General features: G+C 68.4%; 22 protein-coding genes. 12 read left to right on the top strand and 10 right to left on the bottom strand.

Annotated elements, in window-relative coordinates; genetic code table 11:
* Window positions 1-34 precede the first annotated feature (34 nt).
* Entirely contained in the window at window positions 35-2,221 is a 2,187-nt protein-coding gene (locus tag ACWDV4_RS24590) for a hypothetical protein (RefSeq protein ID WP_449982929.1), read from the top strand.
* Between the two features lie 251 nt (window positions 2,222-2,472).
* Window positions 2,473-4,056, top strand: a complete 1,584-nt coding sequence (locus ACWDV4_RS24585) for a ricin-type beta-trefoil lectin domain protein (RefSeq protein ID WP_449982926.1) — start codon at window positions 2,473-2,475, stop codon at window positions 4,054-4,056.
* Between the two features lie 58 nt (window positions 4,057-4,114).
* On the opposite strand, the gene ACWDV4_RS24580 is transcribed toward ACWDV4_RS24585, so the two are convergent.
* From ACWDV4_RS24580 to ACWDV4_RS24570, 3 genes are all read right to left on the bottom strand, one after another.
* Window positions 4,115-4,570, bottom strand: coding sequence for a hypothetical protein (locus tag ACWDV4_RS24580; RefSeq protein WP_449982924.1), 456 nt, complete (start codon window positions 4,568-4,570; stop codon window positions 4,115-4,117).
* A 258-nt stretch (window positions 4,571-4,828) separates the two neighbouring features.
* Window positions 4,829-5,392, bottom strand: a complete 564-nt coding sequence (locus ACWDV4_RS24575) for an NADPH-dependent FMN reductase (RefSeq protein ID WP_449982921.1) — start codon at window positions 5,390-5,392, stop codon at window positions 4,829-4,831.
* An 85-nt stretch (window positions 5,393-5,477) separates the two neighbouring features.
* The gene (locus ACWDV4_RS24570) at window positions 5,478-5,960 is read right to left on the bottom strand and encodes an SRPBCC domain-containing protein (RefSeq protein WP_449982918.1); all 483 of its coding nucleotides are present in this window, start codon (window positions 5,958-5,960) and stop codon (window positions 5,478-5,480) included.
* Between the two features lie 142 nt (window positions 5,961-6,102).
* On the opposite strand from ACWDV4_RS24570, the gene ACWDV4_RS24565 reads away from it, so the two are divergent.
* Window positions 6,103-6,507 (top strand): winged helix-turn-helix transcriptional regulator, encoded by a 405-nt coding sequence (locus ACWDV4_RS24565; RefSeq protein WP_449982915.1) that lies wholly within the window; start codon window positions 6,103-6,105, stop codon window positions 6,505-6,507.
* Window positions 6,508-6,681: 174 nt separating this feature from the next.
* Here the strand turns inward: ACWDV4_RS24565 and ACWDV4_RS24560 are convergent, their stop codons facing one another.
* Window positions 6,682-7,854 (bottom strand): thiolase family protein, encoded by a 1,173-nt coding sequence (locus ACWDV4_RS24560; RefSeq protein ID WP_449982912.1) that lies wholly within the window; start codon window positions 7,852-7,854, stop codon window positions 6,682-6,684.
* Window positions 7,855-8,018: 164 nt separating this feature from the next.
* Between ACWDV4_RS24560 and ACWDV4_RS24555 the strand changes: the two genes are divergently transcribed.
* Window positions 8,019-8,459, top strand: a complete 441-nt coding sequence (locus ACWDV4_RS24555; protein ID WP_449983067.1) for a PH domain-containing protein — start codon at window positions 8,019-8,021, stop codon at window positions 8,457-8,459.
* An 11-nt stretch (window positions 8,460-8,470) separates the two neighbouring features.
* On the opposite strand, the gene ACWDV4_RS24550 is transcribed toward ACWDV4_RS24555, so the two are convergent.
* Both ACWDV4_RS24550 and ACWDV4_RS24545 read right to left on the bottom strand, forming a co-directional pair.
* On the bottom strand, window positions 8,471-9,382 hold the full coding sequence (locus tag ACWDV4_RS24550; RefSeq protein WP_449982910.1) for a rhomboid family intramembrane serine protease: 912 nt from the start codon (window positions 9,380-9,382) through the stop codon (window positions 8,471-8,473).
* Between the two features lie 53 nt (window positions 9,383-9,435).
* Window positions 9,436-9,966: a peptidylprolyl isomerase gene (locus tag ACWDV4_RS24545; protein WP_449982907.1), complete on the bottom strand. Its 531-nt coding sequence runs from the start codon at window positions 9,964-9,966 to the stop codon at window positions 9,436-9,438.
* 119 nt (window positions 9,967-10,085) lie between these two features.
* On the opposite strand from ACWDV4_RS24545, the gene ACWDV4_RS24540 reads away from it, so the two are divergent.
* Window positions 10,086-10,814 carry a hypothetical protein gene (locus ACWDV4_RS24540; protein ID WP_449982904.1) on the top strand — a complete coding sequence of 243 codons (729 nt, stop codon included), beginning with the start codon at window positions 10,086-10,088 and terminating at the stop codon, window positions 10,812-10,814.
* Between the two features lie 127 nt (window positions 10,815-10,941).
* Here the strand turns inward: ACWDV4_RS24540 and corA are convergent, their stop codons facing one another.
* The 3 genes from corA to ACWDV4_RS24525 all read right to left on the bottom strand — a co-directional run bounded on the left by corA (window position 10,942) and on the right by ACWDV4_RS24525 (window position 14,009).
* Window positions 10,942-12,000, bottom strand: a complete 1,059-nt coding sequence (gene corA / locus ACWDV4_RS24535) for a magnesium/cobalt transporter CorA (protein WP_449983065.1) — start codon at window positions 11,998-12,000, stop codon at window positions 10,942-10,944.
* Between the two features lie 381 nt (window positions 12,001-12,381).
* Window positions 12,382-13,482, bottom strand: coding sequence for an aminotransferase-like domain-containing protein (locus ACWDV4_RS24530; RefSeq protein ID WP_449982901.1), 1,101 nt, complete (start codon window positions 13,480-13,482; stop codon window positions 12,382-12,384).
* A gap of 152 nt (window positions 13,483-13,634) precedes the next feature.
* A complete protein-coding gene (locus ACWDV4_RS24525) occupies window positions 13,635-14,009 on the bottom strand; it encodes a CBS domain-containing protein (protein WP_449982898.1) in 375 nt (124 codons plus the stop codon).
* 114 nt (window positions 14,010-14,123) lie between these two features.
* Between ACWDV4_RS24525 and ACWDV4_RS24520 the strand changes: the two genes are divergently transcribed.
* The 5 genes from ACWDV4_RS24520 to ACWDV4_RS24500 all read left to right on the top strand — a co-directional run bounded on the left by ACWDV4_RS24520 (window position 14,124) and on the right by ACWDV4_RS24500 (window position 18,037).
* Window positions 14,124-14,573 (top strand): NUDIX domain-containing protein, encoded by a 450-nt coding sequence (locus ACWDV4_RS24520; RefSeq protein WP_449982895.1) that lies wholly within the window; start codon window positions 14,124-14,126, stop codon window positions 14,571-14,573.
* On the top strand, window positions 14,570-15,322 hold the full coding sequence (locus ACWDV4_RS24515) for a hypothetical protein (protein ID WP_449982892.1): 753 nt from the start codon (window positions 14,570-14,572) through the stop codon (window positions 15,320-15,322). The genes ACWDV4_RS24520 and ACWDV4_RS24515 overlap by 4 nt, the downstream gene beginning before the upstream one ends.
* Before the next feature lie 228 nt (window positions 15,323-15,550).
* The gene (locus ACWDV4_RS24510; RefSeq protein ID WP_449982890.1) at window positions 15,551-16,282 is read left to right on the top strand and encodes a phosphocholine cytidylyltransferase family protein; all 732 of its coding nucleotides are present in this window, start codon (window positions 15,551-15,553) and stop codon (window positions 16,280-16,282) included.
* Entirely contained in the window at window positions 16,270-17,337 is a 1,068-nt protein-coding gene (locus ACWDV4_RS24505) for an iron-containing alcohol dehydrogenase family protein (RefSeq protein WP_449982884.1), read from the top strand. The genes ACWDV4_RS24510 and ACWDV4_RS24505 overlap by 13 nt, the downstream gene beginning before the upstream one ends.
* Window positions 17,312-18,037, top strand: a complete 726-nt coding sequence (locus ACWDV4_RS24500; RefSeq protein ID WP_449982881.1) for a CDP-alcohol phosphatidyltransferase family protein — start codon at window positions 17,312-17,314, stop codon at window positions 18,035-18,037. Before ACWDV4_RS24505 ends, ACWDV4_RS24500 begins: the two co-directional genes overlap by 26 nt.
* A gap of 58 nt (window positions 18,038-18,095) precedes the next feature.
* Here ACWDV4_RS24500 and ACWDV4_RS24495 read toward each other — a convergent pair whose 3' ends face one another.
* The gene (locus ACWDV4_RS24495; protein ID WP_449982878.1) at window positions 18,096-19,268 is read right to left on the bottom strand and encodes a glycosyltransferase family 4 protein; all 1,173 of its coding nucleotides are present in this window, start codon (window positions 19,266-19,268) and stop codon (window positions 18,096-18,098) included.
* 328 nt (window positions 19,269-19,596) lie between these two features.
* Between ACWDV4_RS24495 and ACWDV4_RS24490 the strand changes: the two genes are divergently transcribed.
* Together ACWDV4_RS24490 and ACWDV4_RS24485 are read left to right on the top strand one after the other, a co-directional pair.
* Complete coding sequence (locus ACWDV4_RS24490; RefSeq protein ID WP_449982875.1) at window positions 19,597-20,457, top strand: Fpg/Nei family DNA glycosylase; 861 nt, start codon at window positions 19,597-19,599, stop codon at window positions 20,455-20,457.
* A gap of 319 nt (window positions 20,458-20,776) precedes the next feature.
* Complete coding sequence (locus ACWDV4_RS24485) at window positions 20,777-22,306, top strand: sugar transferase (RefSeq protein WP_449982872.1); 1,530 nt, start codon at window positions 20,777-20,779, stop codon at window positions 22,304-22,306.
* The last annotated feature ends 91 nt before the right edge of the window (window positions 22,307-22,397 follow it).

Genomic DNA, 22,397 nt, shown 5'->3' with positions numbered 1-22,397 from the left:
ACTTCCGGCCATGCCGGCTGCATGGTCCCCGCTCGTGGTGGCACCCGTTATCGCCTTCTTCTCGATCATGTACGCCTTGCGTCCAGCGTCGGAAAGCGTGGGTCAGCCGGTACGCCTGGCGGCGGTCCGGGCCGCCTTGGTCACCGGCGCGTACGCGGTGCTGACCGTGGAGTTACTCGGCGCGTTTGGCTGGTTGACCGCGCCCGCACTGGCGGCGGCCTGGTTGCTCTTCTTGGCCGTCGCGCTGGCCCTGGCCGGCCGGCGGTGGCGTCGCACAACCGCGACCGCGAGCACGACTGCGACCACAACTGCGGCAGCGGGCACGACCACAGCCCCGACCGCGAGCACGACTGCACCCACGGCCCCGGACCGGCCCCGGTCGGTACTCGGGGACGCGCGACGTGCCGCGTCGAGCGGCTGGGAGACCATCCGGGCCAAGGGCTGGCGGCAGGCCAGTGTGGCCGAGCGGCTGATGATCTGTGTCATCGCCTTCCTGGTACTGGCCGAACTGGTCATTGCCCTGCTCGCCGAGCCGAACAACTTCGACTCGCAGACCTACCACCTGCCGAAGGTCGAACACTGGGTGCAGCAGGGCAGCCTGGAGATGTGGGCGACCGCCATCCATCGGCAGGTCACCATTCCGCCCGGCGCCGAGTATCTGCTGCTGCACCTGCGTCTGCTGACCGGCGGCGACGCGCTCTACAACCTGGTGCAGTGGGCGGCGGCGATCGGCTGCCTGGTGGTCGCGACGCGGATCACCGCCCAGCTCGGCGGGGGCCGGCGGGCCCAGATCATCACCGCTTTCCTGATGGCGACGACGCCGATGGTGGCGCTCCAGGCGACGAGTACGCAGACCGACCTGGTAGCCGCCGCCTGGGCCGGTTGTGCCGCGACCCTGGTGCTGGACAACCTGTCCCGACGGGCCACCTTCGGTACGGTGCTCGCCCTCGGCACCGCCACCGGGCTGACCGCTGTCACCAAGACCAGCGGACTGATCGGGGTCGGCCCGATGCTGGTCGTATGGGGGGTCGCCCAACTCCGCCGAGCCTTCCGTCCGGTGCCGGCCACAGAGCACGCCGCCGCGCCTTCCGATGCTGCTTCCGGCTCGGGCTCGCGGGTGCGGGCAGTACTGGGCATTGGTGGCGTTTCGGTCGCCATTCTGGCTGTCGCTGCGATGATCACTGGGCCGTACCTGGTGCGGATGACCGTCGAGTTCGGCAATCCGCTCGGGCCGCCCCGGCTGCGCGAATCGATCCCGACGACCCGGCACGACCCGCCCGCTGTCCTGGTCAACGGGCTACGGATCGGGCACACCGCGTTGGACACCCCCTTGAGTCCGCTGCGGGACGTCACCGCGTCCGCCATCAAGCAGGTGGCAGAGCTGGTCGGCGTCGACCCGCAGGACCGTGGGATCACCTTCGGCAAGACCACCTTCCCGGTGCCGTCCTGGTATCCCGATGAGGACCGGGTCGCGTTCCCCCTCGCCGGGGCGCTCGTCCTGATCGCCGGGGTGCTGGCGCTGGCCCGTCCGCACCGGATCTCGCCGGAGCGTGCCGGGACGCTACGGGCGTACGCGGCCGCGATCACCGTGACCGTGGTGCTGCACAGCGCGATGATCAAATGGCAGCCCTGGGGAAACCGGCTGGTGCTGTACGCGCTGCTGCTGGCTATCCCGCTGGCTGGGGTGTGGCTGGACGCGATGTTCCGGCGTCGGGCCAGCACCCGAGCCGAGGGCGCTGGCCGGGGTGGTCGACGTTCGGTGGCGACCCTGGCGGCGGTAGCCGTACTCGCCACCTCCGCTCTCTCCGGAGTGCTCGCCATCTCGTACGGCTTCCCCCGCCGACTGGTCGGTACGGGGTCGCTGTTCACCACCTCCGACTGGGAGACCCGGTTCCTACGTCGTCCACAGTGGGCAGAGGAGTTCCGGTGGGCGGCTCAGGCGGTCGAGGCTGCCGGAGCCCGGCGGATCGGTCTGGTGCAGCAGAACGACAACTGGGAGTACCCCTGGTGGTTGCTGCTTCGCCACGGCGACAGTGGTGCGGCTCGGGAGATCGTGGCGTTGCAGTCGGTGTTGGAGGGCCGCCCGCCAGCCGATCCCCACACGGTGGACGCGATCGTGTGCACCGGGGACCGGAGGGCCTGTACCCGGCTGGTGCCACCCGGCTGGCAGGTCGAGTTCCGGGGCTACGTGGGCTACGCCCTGCCACCGCGCGCCCGCTGAGCCCACACCACCGCGCCACGCCGTAACCGTCGCCCCGCCACGTCCTAACCGTCGCCCCGCCACGTCGCGGGCGTGGTCCGCCACGCCGTACTGAGCTGCGAGGACATCTCCGCGCAACAAGTTACTGAGAGGTATTCACATTTCTCGACCGGAGGGCTACCGTCTGACCATCAATTGACCAGCAACGATTGGATGGAAGGACCGAGTCGATGAGCGACCCCCGCCCGTCGGGAGGACGCAGCCCGCTCCGAATGCCACGACGACGTACCGCTGTCGTAGCCGCATTCGTCGCCGGCCTCGTCCTGCCGATGCTCGTCAACCCCCTCCCCGCCTCCTCCGCCCCCGAAGCGGCCCAGGCACGCCCGCCGATCCAGGCGTTGCCGGCCAACCTCGAATCGATCCGTGCCGCCGAGGCCACCGCGCTCTACGGCAGCCCGGCCATCCGCCCGCTGGAGCAGCGCAAGGTCGCGCTGCTCACGATGGGCGACAGCCAGATCTCCGGTGAGGGCGTGGGGAACTACATTCCCGGCACGCACCAGGACGGCAACTGGTGCGACCGGTCGTACGACCAGGCGGTGTTCCGTACCGGGATCACCTCGGAAGTGCAATACAACATCGCCTGCTCGGGTGCCACAGCACAGCACCTGATGGCCGGCGGCCCGACCCAGCACAACGAGCTGAACCAGGGCGACCATCTCGCGATCAAGGCACGAAACGCCAAAATCAAGTTGATCTGGATGATCATTGGCGCGAACGGTGCGGGGACCATCCAGTTCGGGCCGGTCGCCACCGAATGCACCGTCAACCGGGTGTTCTTCCAGGGCGCGTGCTACCCCGACTACAGCGACGGTTGGTCGATCCGCACCGACGGCAGCCGGCAGGCGGCCGAGCAGGCGATCAACAGCATCCGGCAGACCATGACCAACGCCGGATACCTCCAGTCCGACTACGAACTCGTGTTCATGTCGTACCCGAGTCCCGCCGGACCGGATGTCGAGGACAACCCGGACTTCCCGGGTTGGTACAACGGCGGCTGCCTGATGTACCTCGCCGACATGGCGTTCGCCCGCAACAAGGCAGTGCCGCTCTTCGAGAAGTCGCTGCGCGCCGCCGCCGTCAACACCGGCACCCGCTACCTGGACGCCAGCCGACTGTTCCACGGCCACGAGGTGTGCTCGGAGAGCACCTCCGTACGCGGCCTCTTCATCGAGGTCGGCGTCTGGGACGAGAACGCCGCCCGGCAGTCGTTCCACCCCAACTACCGGGGCCACGGCATGTTCGCCCAGTGCATGACCTCGTTCTTCAACTCCGGCCAGCAGCAGGGCACCTGTGTCGACCCGGCCAGCACCAACCAGGCCGTGTTCTACCCGGGGCTGTTCGAGTTCAAGCAGCTCCGCAACACGGGTACCAGCAACTGTATCGACGGTGAGGGCTACGACTCCCGAAACGGTACGGCGCAGATCTCGTACACCTGCCACGGTGGCCGTAACCAGGGCTTCTGGTACGACTCCACGCGCCAGTCGCTGCACTCCGAGCTCTCCCACGACCGGTGCCTGGACGTCGCGGGTGGCACGTTGACCGCCAACACCCCGGTCAACATCCACAACTGCCACGGTGGCACGAACCAGAAGTGGGTCTTCTCCGGCAACCAGATCAAGGCGGCCGGCAACACCAACCTCTGCCTGGCCTTCGACAGCCCGAGCAGTGGTAACCCACGGCTGCGCCTGGCGGCCTGCGGCAGCAGCAACCGTCAGCAGTGGTCGTTCCAGTCGCGCTCGTTCGCCAACCCGGTCGGCTACGGACACGACGACTTCATCGGCTCCAGCGTCTACTGAGCTGTTAGGAAGGGCCCCTTCTTATCGCTTTCTGCCTTGGAAGGGGCCCTTCCTAACGTCAGGTGGCCAGGGTAGGGCCGGCCTGAGTCGCCTCGCCGGGGCGGAACCGATGGTTGAGTACGGCGTCCAGCTGCCACACCCGCTTCGGATCGCCGACCCGGATCAGGAACCGTTCGCGTACCCCGTCGATGGCGGTCGCCGCCAGCTCCACACCGGACAGATTCGGGTCGGAGTTCCACGTGACATTGGTCAGGTGCCGCAGCTCGGTGTTGAGGTGCAGGCGCAGTCGGCGCAGCAGTCGGGTCCGCCGCATCACGACCAGCCGACGATGGGTGAGTAGTAGCAGGTAGTCGCCCTGAGCCGGCCGATCGACTCGGGTGCACCTGGTGACGAGAACGGCGTCGTCGCCGGACTCCACACATTGCCGCAGGTTGACCAGGTGTCGACCCGCCCTCGTGGCCGACACCCCGGCCACTACGGCCGTGGGTGGAAGCGTCTGGGAGAACACATCCATGCGTTGTCCAACGAGGCGCAGTCGGCAATTGGTGCGGCATTTACATGGATGAAAGTGAGATTAGTCCGGCGGTGGGGCTATCCGGCGACACCCGGGACGGCAGCTTCAAGAGCGGGCTTGAGTGCGTCCTCGACGGTCTGGGGCTCCGACTCAAGGGCGCTTGAGTCTGTCCCCACGTCGTCCCGACCGGCAAGCCATCGCCCGGGCCATCGCCTGGGCCATGGCCTGCCGGTCGTCATGAGCGGGCTGAATGTGCCGTCAGGATCGGCGCAGTGGCGCGAACGCGTCGGCCCATGCGGCTACCTCGGTGAGGAGTTGACGCAGCATGGCGTTGTGGCGGTCGTCGGGGGTGAACGTGGCGAACGCTTCGAAGTCGGTGGCGAGTGACAAACTGACCTGGGTGCGTACGCCCGCCAGTTGCAGACCGGCCGTGATGAGGCGCAACTGTTCGGCTGCCCGAGCCCCGCCGACCTGGCTGCCGTATGAGACGAAGCCAGCCGCCTTGTTGTTCCACTCACGATAGAGGTAGTCGATGGCGTTCTTCAGCGCCGAGGGGATCGACCGGTTGTATTCCGGGGTAACGAAGACATATCCGTCGAACTCGGCCACCTTGTTACTCCACTTCCGGGTGTGGGCGTGGGCGTAGGAGCCGAGTAGGGGTGACTGCGGCTCGTCGAAGAGCGGCAGATGGTAGTCAGCGATGTCCACCAGCTCGACGTCGATGCCGTCAAACTTGCTGCCCTGCTCGGTAACCCACTCGGCCACTTGGTGACCCACCCGGCCAGGGCGGGTGCTGCCGAGGATGACCCCGATATTCGTCATGCCTGTTCCATTCCTACTGATCTGATGGTTACTGATGGCTGGAGACCTTGCGGCACATAAAAGGTCTTCCAGGTCGGGGCGGCTTTCATTGCCGTTGCTGACGTCCGGGTTGCAGAGCAGCCTCGATTCCGTTCAGCCTCAGCACGCTCCCGCCGCGTAGGTGCGCCAGATCTCCGCTGCCGTCTCCCGTGTAGCGGAGAAACGTCACCTGCTCCGTCCACTCCAGACGGGTTCCGACCGCCTCGGCGTTCAGCCGGACGGTAACCAGCGACGCCCATCGCAGTTCGCCGTCGACGATGGCCTCGTAGCCGTAGACGATTCGGTGGGGGCCCTCGATCTCGATGTACCGCAACCGGTACTCCAGCCGCTCGGGCTCCGCGTCCAGGCTGGTGAAGGTGCTGCGCGCCGTCTCGCCGCCGCCCACCCGGAAGTCGTGCTTGTATGAAGCGCCACTACCGGGGATGCGGAACCACCGCCGCCTGATCGCGGTGTCGGCGAACGCTGCGAAGATCTCGTCCGGCGGTACGTCGAAGTGTCGCGAGATGGTGAACGTGTCGTGCCGAGCCAAGTTGTTCTCCCGTCTGCCACGGCCACGAGCAGGCGGCCGCACGTTACTTACGATCAGTAAGAAACGTGCGCTCGCCGGAATTAATCCGGCTCTCCAATACGCACTTTGAAGTCAGCTACTGACGAAAGAGGAACGAAGAACTGTGACCGGTTCCCTCGGCACCGAACTCGCACAGCGCGGGGTTGCGCCAGACTGTGTCCAGACCATCGAGCTCGTCCGCGACGTGCTGGCGCGGGTCGGCGACAAATGGACGCTGCTGACCATCACGGTCCTGATGTCTGGCCCGATGCGCTTCACCACCCTGCACGAGCAGGTCGCCGGCATCTCCCAGCGGATGCTCAGTCAGACGCTGCGCGCACTCACCCGCGACGGGCTGGTGGTCAGGACGGCGTACGTGGAAGTGCCGCCAAGGGTGGAATATGCCCTAACGCCGCTCGGCCGTTCACTGAGCGGGGCTGTGAATGGACTCGTGGGCTGGGTTCGTGGCCATCAGAGCGACATCATCCGCAACCGCGATGAGTTCGACCGGGCTCTGCCCGGAGCATGACCACCCCGCCCCTCGGGTAGCGCTCGCTACCACCGCATCTCGATCCTTGCGAACATCATCGATGCGGAACGAATACCGGAACGCGGTCGGGCTCGGTTGGCTGTTGCGGCAGAGCCGCTTGGCCTGCGGCATCCGCAGACCAAGCGGCCGTCGACCGTCTGGTCGGGGTACGCCCTACAGCAGTTCGATGATGGTGGCGTTCGCCATTCCGCCGCCCTCGCACATGGTCTGCAGGCCGTAGCGGATGCCGTTGTCCCGCATGTGCTGCACCATCGTCGTCATGATCCGAGCCCCGGATCCGCCCAGCGGGTGGCCGAGGGCGATGGCCCCACCACGCGGGTTGAGGCGGGCCGGGTCGGCTCCGGTCTCGGCCAGCCAGGCCAGCGGGACCGGCGCGAACGCCTCGTTGACCTCGTACACCCCGATCTCGTCGATGCTCAGGCCGGCGCGGCTCAGCGCCTTCGCGGTGGCCGGGATGGGTGCGGTCAGCATGATCACCGGGTCGTCGGCGGCGACCACGGCGGTGTGGATCCGGGCCAGCGGCGTGAGGCCGTGCTGCCGGGCCCACTCGGAGGTGGTGACCGCGACGGCGGCGGCTCCGTCGGAGATCTGCGACGCCGAGCCGGCGGTGACCACGCCGTCCGCCTTGAACGGGGTCTTCAGCTCACCGAGCCGCTCCAGGGTGGTGTCCCGCCGGATGCCCTCGTCAGCCGTGACCTTGCCACCGTCGGCCATCGCGACCGGGGAGATCTCCGCCTCGAACAGGCCGGCGTCCTGCGCCGTCGCCGCCTTCTGATGGCTGGCCAGCGCGAACTCGTCCAGCTGGGTGCGGGAGAAGCCCCACCGCTGGGCGATCATCTCCGCGCCGACTCCCTGGTTGAACGGCACCGGCTCGTCGACGCCGAAGCCTTCGACGTCGCGGTAGCGGTCGCGCACCAGATCGCCGTAAGGCAGGCCGCCGGTGGCCGAGGAGCCCATCGGTACCCGGGTCATCGCCTCGACCCCGCCGGCGACGACGAGGTCGGCCTGGCCGGAGATGACGGTGGCGGCGGCGAAGTGCAACGCCTGCTGGCTGGAGCCACACTGCCGGTCGACGGTGGTGCCGGGCACCGACTCCGGCCAGCCCGCCGCCAGTACGACGTTGCGACCGATGTTCCAGGACTGCTCACCGACCTGCGACACGCAGCCCCAGATCACGTCGTCGACGTCGGCCGGGGCCAGGCCGGAGCGCTCGGCCAGGGCGCGCAGGACGTGTGCCGACAGATCGACCGGGTGCACCGAGGCCAGGGCCCCCTTGCGCCGGCCGATCGGGGTGCGTGCCGTACCGACGATGACCGCGTCCCGCATTTTCTACTCCCCAGTAACTAAGCTTTTCTCGATACTACGTCCTGCTGAGCGGCCCGTCTCCCCGGCCGTGCCCCATCCTTGGATGCGTGCATACCGACCCGACCGACGAGCAACACGACCGCCACGCGGTGCCGGACGATGACGCGCAACACGACCGCCGCGCGATGCCGGACGATGACGAACCCAGGACCTGGCGCGTGAGCGCGCTGATGCCCGTACTGAAGGTGGTGGGTGCGGGCTGCCTTGCCGTACTCGCGGCACTGCTTTCCGAGGGCGACCCGGTCCGGTGGGGGCTGGCCGGTCTGGCCGCCGCCGGGCTGCTCGGCTGGGCGCTGCGCGACCTGGTCGCCCCGGTCCGGCTCGGCGTCGACCGGACCGGCGTCACGGTGGTCACCGGTTTCGCCGGACGGCGGCACCTCGACTGGGCCCGGATCGAGCGGATCGCCGTGGACGCCCGTCCCCGACGCGGCCTACGAACCGAACTCCTGGAGATCGACGCAGGCGACTCCCTGCACCTGTTCGGGCGGCACGATCTCGGGGCCCCACCGGACGAGGTGGCCGCCGTCCTCCAGGCCAGGTGGCACCGGGCAACGACGGCCAGCTGACCACGCGACGCTCAGCTGAGCAGGAGAAACGTACGTACGGCTGTCACGACGACCAGCCCGATCACGACGACTGCGGTACCGGCCCCCTGGACCAGTGCGCGATGGGACCGGGGCGCGTACGCCATCACCACCGCCATGATCGCGCCAAAGGCAAGACCACCGAGGTGTCCGGCGATGGAGATACCGGGCACGAGAAAGGTGAACACCAGGTTGATCACCAGGATCGGGATGACCGACGAGGTGTCCCGGCCGAGCCGCCGCATGATGATGAAGAGCCCCGCGAAGAGACCGAAGACCGCGGTCGAGGCACCCGCCGTCTGGCTGTTCGGCGCGGTGAAGACGTACGCGGCGACGTTGCCGCCGAGCCCGGCGACCAGGTAGAGGGCGAGGAACCGGAGCGGGCCGAGAGTCGCCTCCAGCGACCGGCCCAGCACCCACAGCGCCCACATGTTCATGAGCAGGTGGATGAGCCCGTAGTGCAGGAACATCGCGGTGATCAGGCGGTAGTACTCGCCATCCGCGATCCCGTGCACGGTGAAGTCGGGGAAGAGTGCCAGGCCGAGCACCGAGCCCCAGTCGGTCAGCGGCGTGTTGCCGCCGAGCAACCCACCGAAGCCACGGCCCCCGGCGGCCGCGTCACCGCCGGAATCCAGGGCGATGGAGAGCAGCATGAGCAGGACGTTGACGGCGATGATCGCCTTGGTGACGTAGCCGGCACGGCCGGCGGCACCGCCTCCGAAGACGGTACGCGCCGGCCGTTGCGTCCGACGCCCCTCCGACACGCACTCGGGGCACTGGTGGCCGACCGAAGCCTCCCGCATGCACTCCGGGCAGATCGGCCGGTCACACCGGGTACACCGGATGTAGGTCTCCCGCGACGGATGCCGGTAGCAGACCGGTGTCGTCGGTGGGGACTCGCTCACGATGCCACCTTGCCGCGCTCGTTCATGCGAGCAAAGGTACCCCGATCGGGGGATCAGGCCGAGATACGTTCGATCTCGACGCGCTCGATGACCACGTCGTTGCGCGGCCGGTCGCCCGGGCCGGTCGAGGTGTTGGCGATCGCGTCGACCACCTTCGCCGAGTCCTGGTCGGCCACCTTGCCGAAGATGGTGTGCCGGTTGTTCAGGTGCGGCGTCGGGCCGACCGTGATGAAGAACTGCGAACCGTTGGTGCCCGGTCCTGCGTTCGCCATGGCCAGCAGGTAGGGCTGGTCGAAGCGCAGCTCCGGGTGGAACTCGTCGGCGAACTGGTAGCCCGGTCCACCCCGGCCGGTACCGGTCGGGTCACCCATCTGGATCATGAAGCCGGCAATCACCCGGTGCGAGATGGTGCCGTCGTAGTACGGCCCGGAGCCGGGCTGACCGGTACGCGGGTCGGTGTATTCGCGGGTGCCTTCGGCGAGTTCGACGAAGTTGCGCACGGTCTTCGGCGCGTGGTTCTGGAACAGCTCCAACCGGATCGGGCCGGCGTTGGTGTGCAAGGTGGCGTAGATCGCCTCAGCCACGGGTACTCCTCAGTTGTCGGTCAGTTTCCATGCGGATCCTCCCATGTGCCCGATCTGGCAGTGCGGAGGCATCCAAAGGTGGAGGATGACAAAGGAACAACACCCAGGAGGTGGAACCGGTGTTCGGGATTGGTCGGCGTAAGACTCACAGCCAGCTCGCCAAGGCGGAGCTGAACGAGAGCCTCGATCACTTCAGGCGGGCCGCCACGCACGCGGCCGGCGGGGTCGGGGCGACTCTCGGACCACGGATGAACGCGGCCCGGGACTATGTCGGCCCGACGGCGACCAAGGTCAAGGGCAAGGCCGTCCACGGCTGGGCGGCGACCGTGACGGCGCTGGCACCACTGGCCGTGGCGGCGGCGGAAGGCGCCCGGCATGCCGGCTCCACCGCCCAGAAGGTCAAGCCGAAGAACATGCGAGCGATGCGGAAGAAGGAGTCCCTGATGGCACGTCGACGCTGGCCGATGTTGACCGGAATCCTGGCCATCGGCACCGTGGCCGGGGTGGCGGGTGCGGCGGCGGTGCGCCGTCGCCGGCAGCAGGACTGGGACGCGTACGACGCGGGTCGCGCGCTGGAGTCGGTCCGCGAGGACGCCGAGGCGATGGCCGCCGGCTCGACCTCCCCCCTCCGATCGGAATCGACGAAGACTTCGTCTGGTTCGAGCAACGGCACCGCGCCGCAGGCCACCGACAAGCCGCTGGTCAAGACCGCAGAGAAGGCGGCGGAGAAGACCGCCGATCGGCCGTCCCCCGCCACCCTCGCGGAGGCCACTCGCAAGAGCCCGGCCAAGAACAGCGATGGGGTCCTTGGCAGCGCTGGTACGGCGACGAGCAACAGCCGGAACTGATCACACTCGGCTCGGTACCGCGCCCTGGCCAGTCCGGGCGCGGTACCGCCGAGTAAGCGGACCAGTTGACGCGTGCGACCCCGAAGAGTCGGCGCGTCGGACCCCGACCAGCGACCGGGTCAGCGTGTCAGAGCCAGCCGTTACGCCGGAACATCCGGTACAGCACCAGCGAGGACCCGAGCATCAGGGCAAGTACTACGGGATAGCCGTACGTCCATTTGGTCTCGGGCATGACGTCGAAGTTCATGCCGTAGATGCCGGCGATGGCGGTCCACACCGCCGCGATGGCGGCCCATGCCGCGATCTTGCGCATGTCGTTGTTCTGCTCGACGGTGACCTGGGCCAGCCGCGCCTGCAGGATCGAGTTGAGCAGGTCGTCGTAGGAGTTGACCTGCTCGACCGTACGGGTCAGGTGGTCCTGCACGTCGCGGAAGTAGCGCCGGATCTCTCTCGGCACCTCCCGGTTGACCTGGGCGGTCAGGGTCATCAGCGGACGCTGCAACGGGACCACCGCTCGCTTGAACTCCACCAGTTCCCGCTTCATCTGGTAGATCCGCTGGATCCGACCGTGCGTGTGGGGAGCGAACACCTGGGTCTCCAGCGTGTCCAGATCGTCCTCGACCCGGTCGCTCACCTCCAGGTAGAGGTCGACCACCCGGTCGGTGATGGCGTAGGCCACCGCCCATGGCCCGTGGGCGAGCAGTTCCCGCTTGCTCTCCAGGTCGGCTCGGATCGGGGTGAGCCGGCAGGCGTCGCCGTGGCGCACGCTGATCACGAAGTGCGGGCCGATGAAGAGCATCACCTGCCCGGTCTCCACGACGTCGGAGTTCTCGGTCAGTTCGCCGTGTGCGACGTACCGGGCGGTACGCAGCGCCAGAAAGCTGACCTCGCCGAAGTGTTCCAGTTTGGGGCGCTGCTCGGCCTTGACCGCGTCCTCGACCGCCAACTCGTGCAGCCCGTAGCTGGCCGCGATGCTGGTCATCTCGGCCAGACTGGGCTGGTGCAACCCCAGCCAGACGAAGGCGTCCCGCCGCTGCTGTGCCCGGGTCAGCGCCTCGGCGTAGTCCCAGTCGCCGGCCTGCCGTACGCCGTCGATGTAGAGGGCGCAGTCCACCACGGCACTACGATCCGGGATGGTCGTCGGCGACTGTTGCTGACTGCCGTCGACGTTGAGGATGCGGGTCATTGCCCGTACCGGGGCGCTCCAGGCGCGGGTGCGCGGGACCCGGTCCTTACGACGACCCTCGGCACCGATTCCGGCCTGGCCAGTGTCGAATTGCTCCGCCATCGGGCCCACCTCCCCCCGCCAGCGTGACTTCTGCCGGATGCAGGCTACGCCGCTGGGTAAAACCGGCGACCGCGTGCAGTTGGGGGTGGCGCCGGGTGGACCGGCCGCTCGGGGGGTAGGTGCGGTCGGTCCACCCGGCGCCATGGGGGGGCGGGGGGTTATGTACAGGAGGTCAACCGCAGGAACGGTTGCGCTCGCAGCATTGTGAGCTGTGAAGCACCTCTCTGAAAACCCCCGACAAGCAACCTCGACCGTTTGTCGGATATCCGACAAACTTTCTTATCGCTGGCCGCGGACTGCTTCGACAGCCTCCGCCAACCGCCGTACGCCCTCGTCGATCCGGTCGGGAGTGACCGCCGAATAGGCCAGGCGCAGCGCGTGCTGGCCGCCATCGAGCAGGAAGTCGCTGCCCTTGACAACGGCCACGCCGCGCTCTGCGGCAGCCGGGGCAAGCTTGTCGACCTGCACATCCGTGGGGAGTTCGACCCAGAGGAAGTAGCCGCCGTCCGGCTCGATGAACTCCACACCCGGGATGTGCTCGCGCAATGCGGCGGCCAGCAGCGTCGCCCGCTCGCCCAACGCGCTGCGCACCTTCTCGATGGAACGATCGATGTCGCCGGAGACGCAGAACTGGTGCACGATGGCCTGCGCCACCATGCCGGGCGAGATGTAGAGGCTGGTCGCCCGCTTGGCGATGTCCGCGATCAGCGCGGCCGGTCCGACCAGGTAACCCACCCGTACGCCGGGGCAGACGGTCTTGGTGAAACTGGAGGCATGCACCACGACGTCGTGCTCATCGAGGGAGAGCATCGACGGCAGCGGCTCGCCCCGGAACCGGACGTCGGCGTACGGGTCGTCCTCGAAGATGGTGAAGCCGTACTCGACGGCCAGGGCGAGCAGTGCCTGCCGCTTCTCCAGGGAGAGGGTGACCCCGGCCGGGTTCTGGTAGTTGGGGATGATGTGCGCCACCGTCGGGCGTACCCCCGACTCCAGCAGTTTGCCCAGCTCGTCGGTGTCGATCCCATCCGGCTGAATGGTGACCGCGTGCACCTCGGCACCCTGCTGCTGGAGGTTGAGCAGAGTCCGGTCGTAGGTCGGACGCTCCACCACGACCGCGTCACCCGGCTTGACGAGCCGGTCGAAAAGGAATGCGTCAGCCTGCAACGAACCATTGGTGACCAGCACCTGGTCGACGTCGACACCGTGCTTGGCTGCGATCCACTCCCGCAGCGGCAGGTAGCCCAGTGAGTTGCCGTACGCAGTGATGCCGGCCGGGTCCGCGTCGAAGGCCCGTACGGCGGCGGCCTTAAGTCCATCGATATCGACGATGTCCAGCGAGGGTGCCCCACGGGCAAAGGAGATCAGCTGCTCAGCGGTCATGACTACTCAGCGTACGGGTGACCATTGCCACAACGACGCAGGTATGGCCATGTCCGAATGGTGAGCCGTGGCCAAGTCGCCTATCAGGTGGGCGGATCGCCAGTTCAAACGATCAGCCGCTGGCCCAGCGGTTCAGCCACTGCTCCGGAGGTTCAGCCGCTACTCCAGACTCGAACGATGTCCCGGACCGAGATCACGCCGAGGACCTCGCCATCTTCCAGGACCACGAGGTGCCGGAAACCACCCCGGATCATCGTTGCCGCCGCCTCCGCCAGGGTCCAGTCCGGCCCGGCGTAAACCACCTCCCAGGTGAGATGCGCGGCAGTACGTTCCACATCGCAGTCGAGCCCGGCACCGATGGCGTTGAGCACATCACGTTCGGTCATGATTCCGATCCCGTGCGATTCGGGATCGACGACGACAACTGAACCTACCCGTCGCTCCGACATCATCTGGGCGGCCTGCCGCAGTGTGTGGTCAGGGCCAACGACGAGAACCTGGCTGGACATCGCTTCACGTACCCGCATCAGACATCACCCCTGCGGACGGCAGCATCAGTACGGCAATACTGACCTTGCGGGCATCGAAGTACAAGGGCTCCGTACTGTCCGAGTCGGCTTGCCGGTCGCTACTGTCGAGGGGTGCCCCCCGAGCCCCTACGCTGCGCCGGAGCCCTGATCGTCGATGACGACGGGCGGATCTTCTTCCAGCGTCGATCCCCGCACCGTCGGTTGTTCCCCAATGTCTGGGACATCGTCGGGGGGCATCTCGAACCCGGCGAGGACACCGAGGAGGCGCTTCACCGCGAGGTCACGGAAGAGACCGGCTGGACCGTCTCCCACGTACTCGGGCTGGTCGGCGAATACCGCTACACCGGCAACGATGGCCTCGACCGGGTGGAACTGGACTTCCTGGTGCGGGTCGACGGCGACCTCACCCGGCCGCGCCTGGAGGTCGGCAAGCACACCGAGTTCCGCTGGCTGGCCGAGCACGAGATCGGCGTACTCGACGAACACCGCGAGGTCAACGACGGGCTGATCCGCCGGATCGCCGAGGACGGTTTCGCCGCGCTACGTTCGATCGGCCTGTGAACGACCCCGTTCCGCTGGCGCCCCCCGACTTCGCCGCCCTGGTCGCGCCGGCCATCGACCGGATCTTCATCTCCGCCCTGGCGACCGCGCACGAGTACGGTGGCACGGACCTGAGCCAGCGCTATGGCGGGCCGGCGGCCACCGGCTTCCTGGTGGAGTTCCGCAGCCGGGCGGCGGCCCCCGGTGGCGTGGTCAGCGGCCCCGGCTTCGCCGCCGTCACCCGCTATCGCGACCCCGTCGAGTGTCAACGCGTACTCGACAAACAGGTCGCCCACGCGATGATCGTGCGACAGCGCGACGGCGGGTTCTGCGCCACCGACCGGGGTCGGTCGTTCCTCGCCGACCTCTACCAGCTACACGCCCAGATCACCCGCGAGATCTGGGACGGCCACAGTGACCGGGTGGCCCGGCTGGTCGGCACGCTCGGCCTGCTGCTGACCGCCGCCGCCGAAGACGAGGACGCCGTCGCGTTCCATGCGATGGCCCCGCCGTACGAGCCGGACGGCACCCCGTCGGGCGTGCTGCTGCTCAACCGGCTGGGCGCGCTGCGCTACCACCGGGCCGACGCGCACGCCGCCGCGTGGGGCGCCGCCGGGCACACCGCACGCAGCATCGCCGAGCTGACGCCGGGTCCGCAACGGCAGACCATCGAGCTGGAAACCAACCGCCGGGCAGGTGTGCCGTACGCCGTACTGGCCGCGCCGGAACGGCTGGCACTGCTCGCGGACCTGGCCGCGCTGCCTGGCTGATGTTTCGCCGCGCTACCCGCCGCACGTTGGCCGTACTACCTGGCTGATCTTGGCTGCGCTACCTGGCCGATCTTGGCCGGCGGCAGGCTGCGCCGCCATACAGCGCTATCCTTCCGAGCGGTAACCCGAGTGCACCGGAACAGTTGTCGAGAATCGTCGCCATTGATCGTTCTGGTAGCTGTTGTCATGGTTTCTGCGGCCGTCGTCGTCGCGAGAGAGGATCCCCTAATGATCGGTATGGTGCTCGCCGCGGGCGCGGGACGTCGACTGCGCCCGTACACCGACACCCTGCCCAAGGCGCTCGTCCCGGTCGACGGGGAGACCACCATCCTCGACATCTCGCTACGCAACCTCGCCGCAGTCGGCCTGACCGACATCACCGTCGTGGTCGGCTACGCCGCCGAAGCCGTCGAAAGCCGCAAGTCGGCGCTGGAGGAGCGCTACGGCGTCACGCTCAGCCTGGTGTACAACGACAAGGCCGAGGAGTGGAACAACGCGTACTCGCTCTGGCTGGCCCGGGAACACTTCGCCCAGGGCGCGTTGCTGGTCAACGGCGACACCGTGCACCCGGTGAGCGTGGAACGGACCCTGCTCGCCCAGCGTGGCCCCGGCATCCTGCTCGCCATCGACGCGGTCAAGAAGCTCGCCGACGAGGAAATGAAGACCACCTTCGACGCCGCCGGCCAGCTCACCCGGATCACCAAACTGATGGACCCGGCGGACGCCTTCGGCGAGTACATCGGCGCCACCCTGATCGAGCCGCACGCCGCCGCCGGACTCGCCGACGCGCTGGAAACCACCTGGAAGCGCGACCCCAACCTCTACTACGAGGACGGCTACCAGGAGTACGCCAGCCGGGGCGGTGAGGTGCGGGCGGCCACCATCGGCGACGTACCGTGGGTCGAGGTGGACAACCACGACGACCTGGCCCGGGCCCGGGAGATCGCATGCCACTACTAGCCCGTTCCGTCATGACCCCGCTGGCCATCGAGGTCCGCCGGGGAGCAGTGGCCGACCTGGGCGCGATCCTCTCCAGCGGCCGGATCTCGGCCGGCGGAGACGTCGCCGTCGTCGTCGGCCCCGGCCAGGGCGAAAAGATCGGCGAGCTGATCCGCCCCACGCTCGGATCGGCGGACCTCTTCACCGTCACCGGCGGCAGCATCGACGCCGCCAACGATCTGGCCGCCAAGCTCGGGGCCCGCTCGTACGACGCGGTGGTCGGCATCGGCGGTGGCAAGACGGTCGACGTCGCCAAGTACGCGGCCACCCGGCGTGGCCTACCGATGGTCTCGGTGGCCACCGCCCTGGCCCACGACGGCATCGCCTCCCCGGTGGCGAGCCTGGTCACCGATGGGATCAAGGGCTCGTACGGGGTGCACATCCCGATCGCCGTCATCGTCGACCTGGACTTCGTGGAGAGCGGTCCGGAACGGCACAACCGAGCCGGCATCGGCGACGTGGTGAGCAACCTCAGCGCGCTCGCCGACTGGGAACTGGCCCGGCAGGTACGCGGTGAGCCGGTCGACGGACTCGCGGCGAGCCTGGCCCGAGCCGGTGCCGAGGCAGTCATCAACCATCCCGGCGACATGAGCGACGACGGATTCGTCACCGTACTGGCCGAGTCGCTGATCTCCAGCGGGCTGGCGATGGCAGTCTGCGGCACCAGCCGCCCGGCCAGCGGCGGATGCCACGAGATCATGCACGCCATCGACTCGCTCTATCCGAACACCGGATCACATGGGGAACTGGCCGGACTCGGGGCGCTGTTCTGCACCTTCCTGCGCGGCGACCAGAAGCGGCTCGTCCAGATGTCCGCCTGCCTGGCCCGGCACAGCCTGCCGCGTACCCCCGCTGACGTGGGGCTCACCGACGACCAGTTCGTCGAGGCGGTGGCGTTCGCGCCGCGTACCCGGCCGGACCGCTACACGATCCTCGAACACCTCGACATGGCACCAGACGAGATCCGTGGGCGACTGGCAGACTACGCCGATGCACTCCGCGACCCCCTCGGCTGAGCTGTCCCGCCCGACCGCCGCCGACTTCTACCGCGTCAACCGGGGCGGCGGCCTGTTCAGCGAGACGATCAGCCAGCGCCTCGGCGCTGGCTTCGCCCTGGCGGCACACCGGCTCGGCCTGCCCCCCACCGCGCTGACCATCGCCAACCTGGTGCTCGGGCTGGCCGCCTCGGTGACCGTGGTGGCGCTCGCGGACCAGGTCGCCGCTGGGGACGTACCGGCCTGGCTGGTCGGGCTGGTCGCCCTGATCGGCTGGCAGGTGGCGTACGCACTGGACTGCGCCGACGGGCAGCTCGCCCGGGTGACCGGCCGGGGCAGCCCGGCCGGGGCCCGGGTCGACGTACTGTGCGACGTGGCGGCGCAGATCGCGCTGGTCACCGCCCTGGGCACGGTGGCGGTGGCACAGACGCCCGACACCCCGGTGTGGCTGGTCGCCGCGTTCGCCGGCACCTGGATGGTCAACCTGGTGACCTCGGTGATGCAGGCCGGGCCGAACGCGGCCAGCATGGTCACCTCGACCTCGCTACCGGTACGGCTGGTCAAGCTGCTCCGGGACTACGGCGCGGTGATCACCCTGGCTGGTCTGCTGCTCACCCTCGTACCGGCCTGGACGGTGTGGCTGGTCGCGGCGTTCACCATCGTCAACGGCGGCTTCCTGCTCGCCAGCATCGCCTTCTCCGCCCGCGCCTCCTTGCGCTGATGTTAGGAAGGGCCCCTTCCTATGCAAAAAGCGATAGGAAGGGGCCCTTCCTAACACCTCAGCGGCGGCGCACTCCCGCGTACACGTCGAGCAGTTGCCGGGTCACCACGTCCGGGTGGAACGTGCGTTCGTAGCGTGCCCGGGCCAGTGGCGCCACCGTGGCGGCCCCGGCCCGAGCGGTCGGCAGCGCGGCGGCCAGTGCCGCCGAGTCAGCCGGTACGACCCAACCGGCCGCGCCTGCCGGGTCATCCGCCCCCACCAGGTACGGGATGCCGCCGAGCGCGGTGCCGAGCACCGGCCGCCCACTGGCCAGCGCCTCGATCACCACGGTCGGCAGTACGTCGTGCCAGGTGGACGCGGCAATCACCACCGCCGAGTCGTCGAGTGCCTTGCGTACCCCGGACCGATCTTGCGGGCCGAGGAAGATGACGTCGGAGCGTTCGGCGGCGGCGGCTTCGGCCAGCGGACGCAGCTCACCGTCACCCGCGATCCGCAGCGGGCCGAGCGAGCCGACCGGGTGCTGCCGCCACGCGTCGAGCAGCAGCCCGAGCCCCTTCTCCGGGGAGAGCCGCCCCATGAAGAGAAAGCCGTCCCCGAGCGGAGCCGGCTGCCCCGGGTCGGGAATCGCGTTGGGCTTGACCACGATCCGATCGTCGGGAATGCCGTAGTCCCGCAGGTGCGCGGCAACGGCCGAGGTGAGCGCAATGAACCGGTCCACCGAACGCCAGGTCGGCCGGTGTACGGCGAGCGTGGTCGCCATCAGCGCACTCTGCACCCGGGAACCCCGGTAGCACCGGTGCTGGATCGCCGGCAGCCCGAAGGCCCGACCTCGACAGTCCTGGCAGATCTGGCCGTCGCGGAAGTACAGCCCGGACGAGCAGACCTGCCGGTAGTTGTGCACGGTCTGCACCACCGGCACGCCGTACGCGTGCGCGGTCCGCACCACCCACGGCGAGAGCAACGGGTACGGGTTGTGCAGGTGCAGTACGTCCGGCTGGTGCTCGACCAGCAGCCGGCTCAGGTCCTGCTGGGCCTGGGGGGCGTAGATCGGGGAGAGCGGCAGTAGCGCCTTGGCGCTCTTCGGCATCGTGGGAATCTCGTCGGAGCTGCGCTGGAACGGCAGCACCTCGACCCCGGCGGCGGTGAGCTGGGCGATCTCCAGGTCGACGATGGTGTTCTCCCCGGAGGGCTGGGCCGCCCGGTAACGGTTGTGCGCGATGACCACCTTCACGGTGCCAACCTTTCGTTCGCGACTGCGGGGCTCGCAAGCTCACTCCTCGCGCTCACAGATACCGACCTTTCGTTCGCGACTGCGGGGCTCACTCGCTGCGCTCGCTCTACTCGCATTTCGGCTCGGCCGCGTCCCACGCGAGCCGCCCCGAAACGCTCGCTCCTCGCGCTCACAGGATGCCAACCTTCCTTCGCTGCGGCGGGGCCGGCAAGCGCGACTCGTGTTCCGGTACGGCTCACGCGGGACAGGGAAGGGCCGAAACCGGTCAGTCCGTATGTTCGGTGCTCGTTCCGCCTGTCTCACGCGCGCAGAGGCTACCGTTACTGACGTGCCTGAATTACCGGAGGTGGAGGCGCTCGCCGGCTACCTGCGCGAGCGCGCGGTGGGGCGGCACGTCGACCGGTTCGAGGTCGCCGCGATCAGCGCCCTGAAGACGTACGACCCGGGGCCGGAAGCCACGGTCGGGCGGCGGATCGTCGACGCCGGGCGGCACGGCAAGTTCCTCGACGTGGTGTTCGACGGTGACCTGCACCTCGTGGTGCATCTGGCCCGCGCCGGCTGGCTGCACTACCGGGACGCCTTCCCGTCGGCGGTCCCGCTCAAGCCGGGTAAGGGTCCGATCGCGGTCCGGGTACGCCTCGACGACGGCTCGGGCTTCGACCTGACCGAGGCCGGTACGCAGAAGAGCCTCGCCGCCTATCTGGTCACCGACCCGGGGCAGGTGCCGGGGGTGGCCCGACTCGGCCCGGACGTGCTCTCGGTCGATCTGCCGACCTTCACCGAGCGGCTACGGGGGCGACGTGGACAGGTGAAGGGGGTGCTCACCGACCAGCAGGTCTTAGCCGGCATCGGCAACGCGTACTCGGACGAGATCCTGCATGCGGCGCGGCTGTCGCCGTTCGCGATCACCGACCGGCTGCCAGACGACCGGTTGGCCGAGTTGTACAAGGCGACCCGGCAGGTGTTGGGGGACGCGGTCAGCCGGTCGATGGGGCAGCGTGCCGCCGAGCTGAAGGGCGAGAAGCGTTCGGGGCTGAAAGTGCACGCTCGTACCGGGCTTCCCTGCCCGATTTGCGGCGACACCGTGCGGGAGGTTTCGTTCGCTGATTCCAGCCTTCAGTACTGTCCCGGCTGCCAAACCGGAGGAAAAACCTTAGCTGACCGACGGTTGTCCCGACTTGTGCGTTAAGTAACGATGCCACGCCTTGACGGCGGAATCGCCCAGTGAGCGAGGAACCGCCCACCGTCCAGCCCTACCGGGCGGCTTATCCATCGGTATAGTGACCCGGTCTGCGGCGCTGACCGCAGCAGCGACGAGCACTCTCGCCGCGCAGCGGTAGGCGTAATGTCTTTCGGGCCAGCGTCCCTTCGGGGCCTGCGTGGGAGACTGGGACAGTGGGCGACCAACCCCTTTCGGGGAATGGGCGACACGTGTCATGCGGGAGGACGTAGGTGAGGTGACGACAAGCCTCCAGCGCCCGGTAACCAACACAGGCCGGAGCAAACTCGTGCGGCACGTCGACAGTTTCGAGATCCAGCCGCCGACGCCCCGTTTGCCGAACGGCGTACCCCGGTCGGCATGGGCGCGGGCTCGGCGGCGAGTCTCCCGATGGCACCGTCCCTACGCCCTGATCCTGGCCCTGCTCGACTTCGGTGCGGCATGCCTGGCCAGTTGGCTCGCAATCTCCCTGTTCGACCAGGCAGCCTCCGGCTTCGCGGCCAACAAGGACGACCCGAGCTGGTTCAACACGCCGGCCTGGTTCCACACCGTCGCCTACCTACTCCTGCCGCTGGGCTGGTTGATCATCTTATGGAGCAACCGGGCGTACGACCGGCGCTATCTCGGGCTCGGCCCTGACGAGTTCAAACGAGTCATCCGGGCGTCGGTGACGGTCGCGGCCAGTGTCTCCTTCCTGGCCTTCGCCACCAAGACGGACCTGTCCCGATACACGGTGGGCTTCGCCCTGATCGGCGCAACAGTGCTGATCCTGCTGGCCCGGTTCGTCTCCCGGTTCGCACTGCACACGATCCGGAGGCGGGCCGGCCAGGCCGCCCATCGGATGGTGCTGGTCGGCACCCTGCCGGAGACGCTTGAGGTCTACACGGCGGTCACCCGCAGCCCGGCCGCAGGGCTGGTCCCGGTCGCAATCCACCTGACCGACGGCTATGCCGCCGCACGCGGGATCGAGACGCCGGTGCCGGTGTACGCCGGGCGGGACGTACTCGCCCTGGTCCGTGAGGTCGGCGGCGACACGATCGCGGTCTGCGGTTCGGCCAGCGCCGAGCCGGGTGAACTGCGTCGCCTGGCCTGGCAGCTCGAAGGCTCCGGCGTCGACCTGGTCGTCGCCCCCCAGCTCACCGACATCGCCGGTCCCCGGGTGCACATCCGGCCGATCGAGGGTCTGCCGCTGCTGCACGTCGAAGAGCCGACGCTCTCCGGCCCGGCCCTGCTGATCAAGAACCTGATGGACCGGGTGGCCGCTGGGCTCGGCCTGGTGCTGCTCATCCCGCTCTTCGTCGCGATTGCGATCGCGATCCGGCTCTCCGACCCCGGACCGGTCTTCTTCCGTCAGCCTCGGGTGGGCCACGAGGGTCGTACCTTCCGGGTCTGGAAGTTCCGGACGATGTACGTCGACGCCGAGGATCGGCTCGCCGGGCTGGTCGACCAGAACGAGACCGACGGGATGCTGTTCAAGATCAAGCAGGATCCTCGGGTCTTCCCGGTCGGGCGGTTCCTCCGGGCCAGCTCGCTCGACGAGCTACCCCAGCTGATCAACGTGCTCTGGGGTGAGATGTCCCTGGTCGGGCCGCGTCCGCTGCCCGCCGACGACGGCGACTTCCTCGGCGACGTACGACGTCGGCTGCTGGTCCGCCCCGGCATGACCGGGCTGTGGCAGGTCTCCGGCCGCTCTGACCTGTCATGGGACGAGGCGGTCCGGCTCGACCTCTACTACGTCGACAACTGGTCGCTGACGTACGACCTGAGCATCCTGTGGCGCACAGTCGGAGTCGTACTGGCCCGCAAGGGCGCGTACTAGACGAGTAGTTCCGATGTCAGGGGTCGATGTCTGGGCATGAAGAGAGGGCGTCCAAGATCGTGTTGTGACGCAAGACCTGGACACCCTCTTG

The sequence above is a fragment of the Micromonospora sp. NPDC003197 genome, assembly GCF_053590565.1.
Note: the sequence above shows the minus strand (reverse complement) of the source record. Positions and strands in the feature narration are given on the sequence as shown.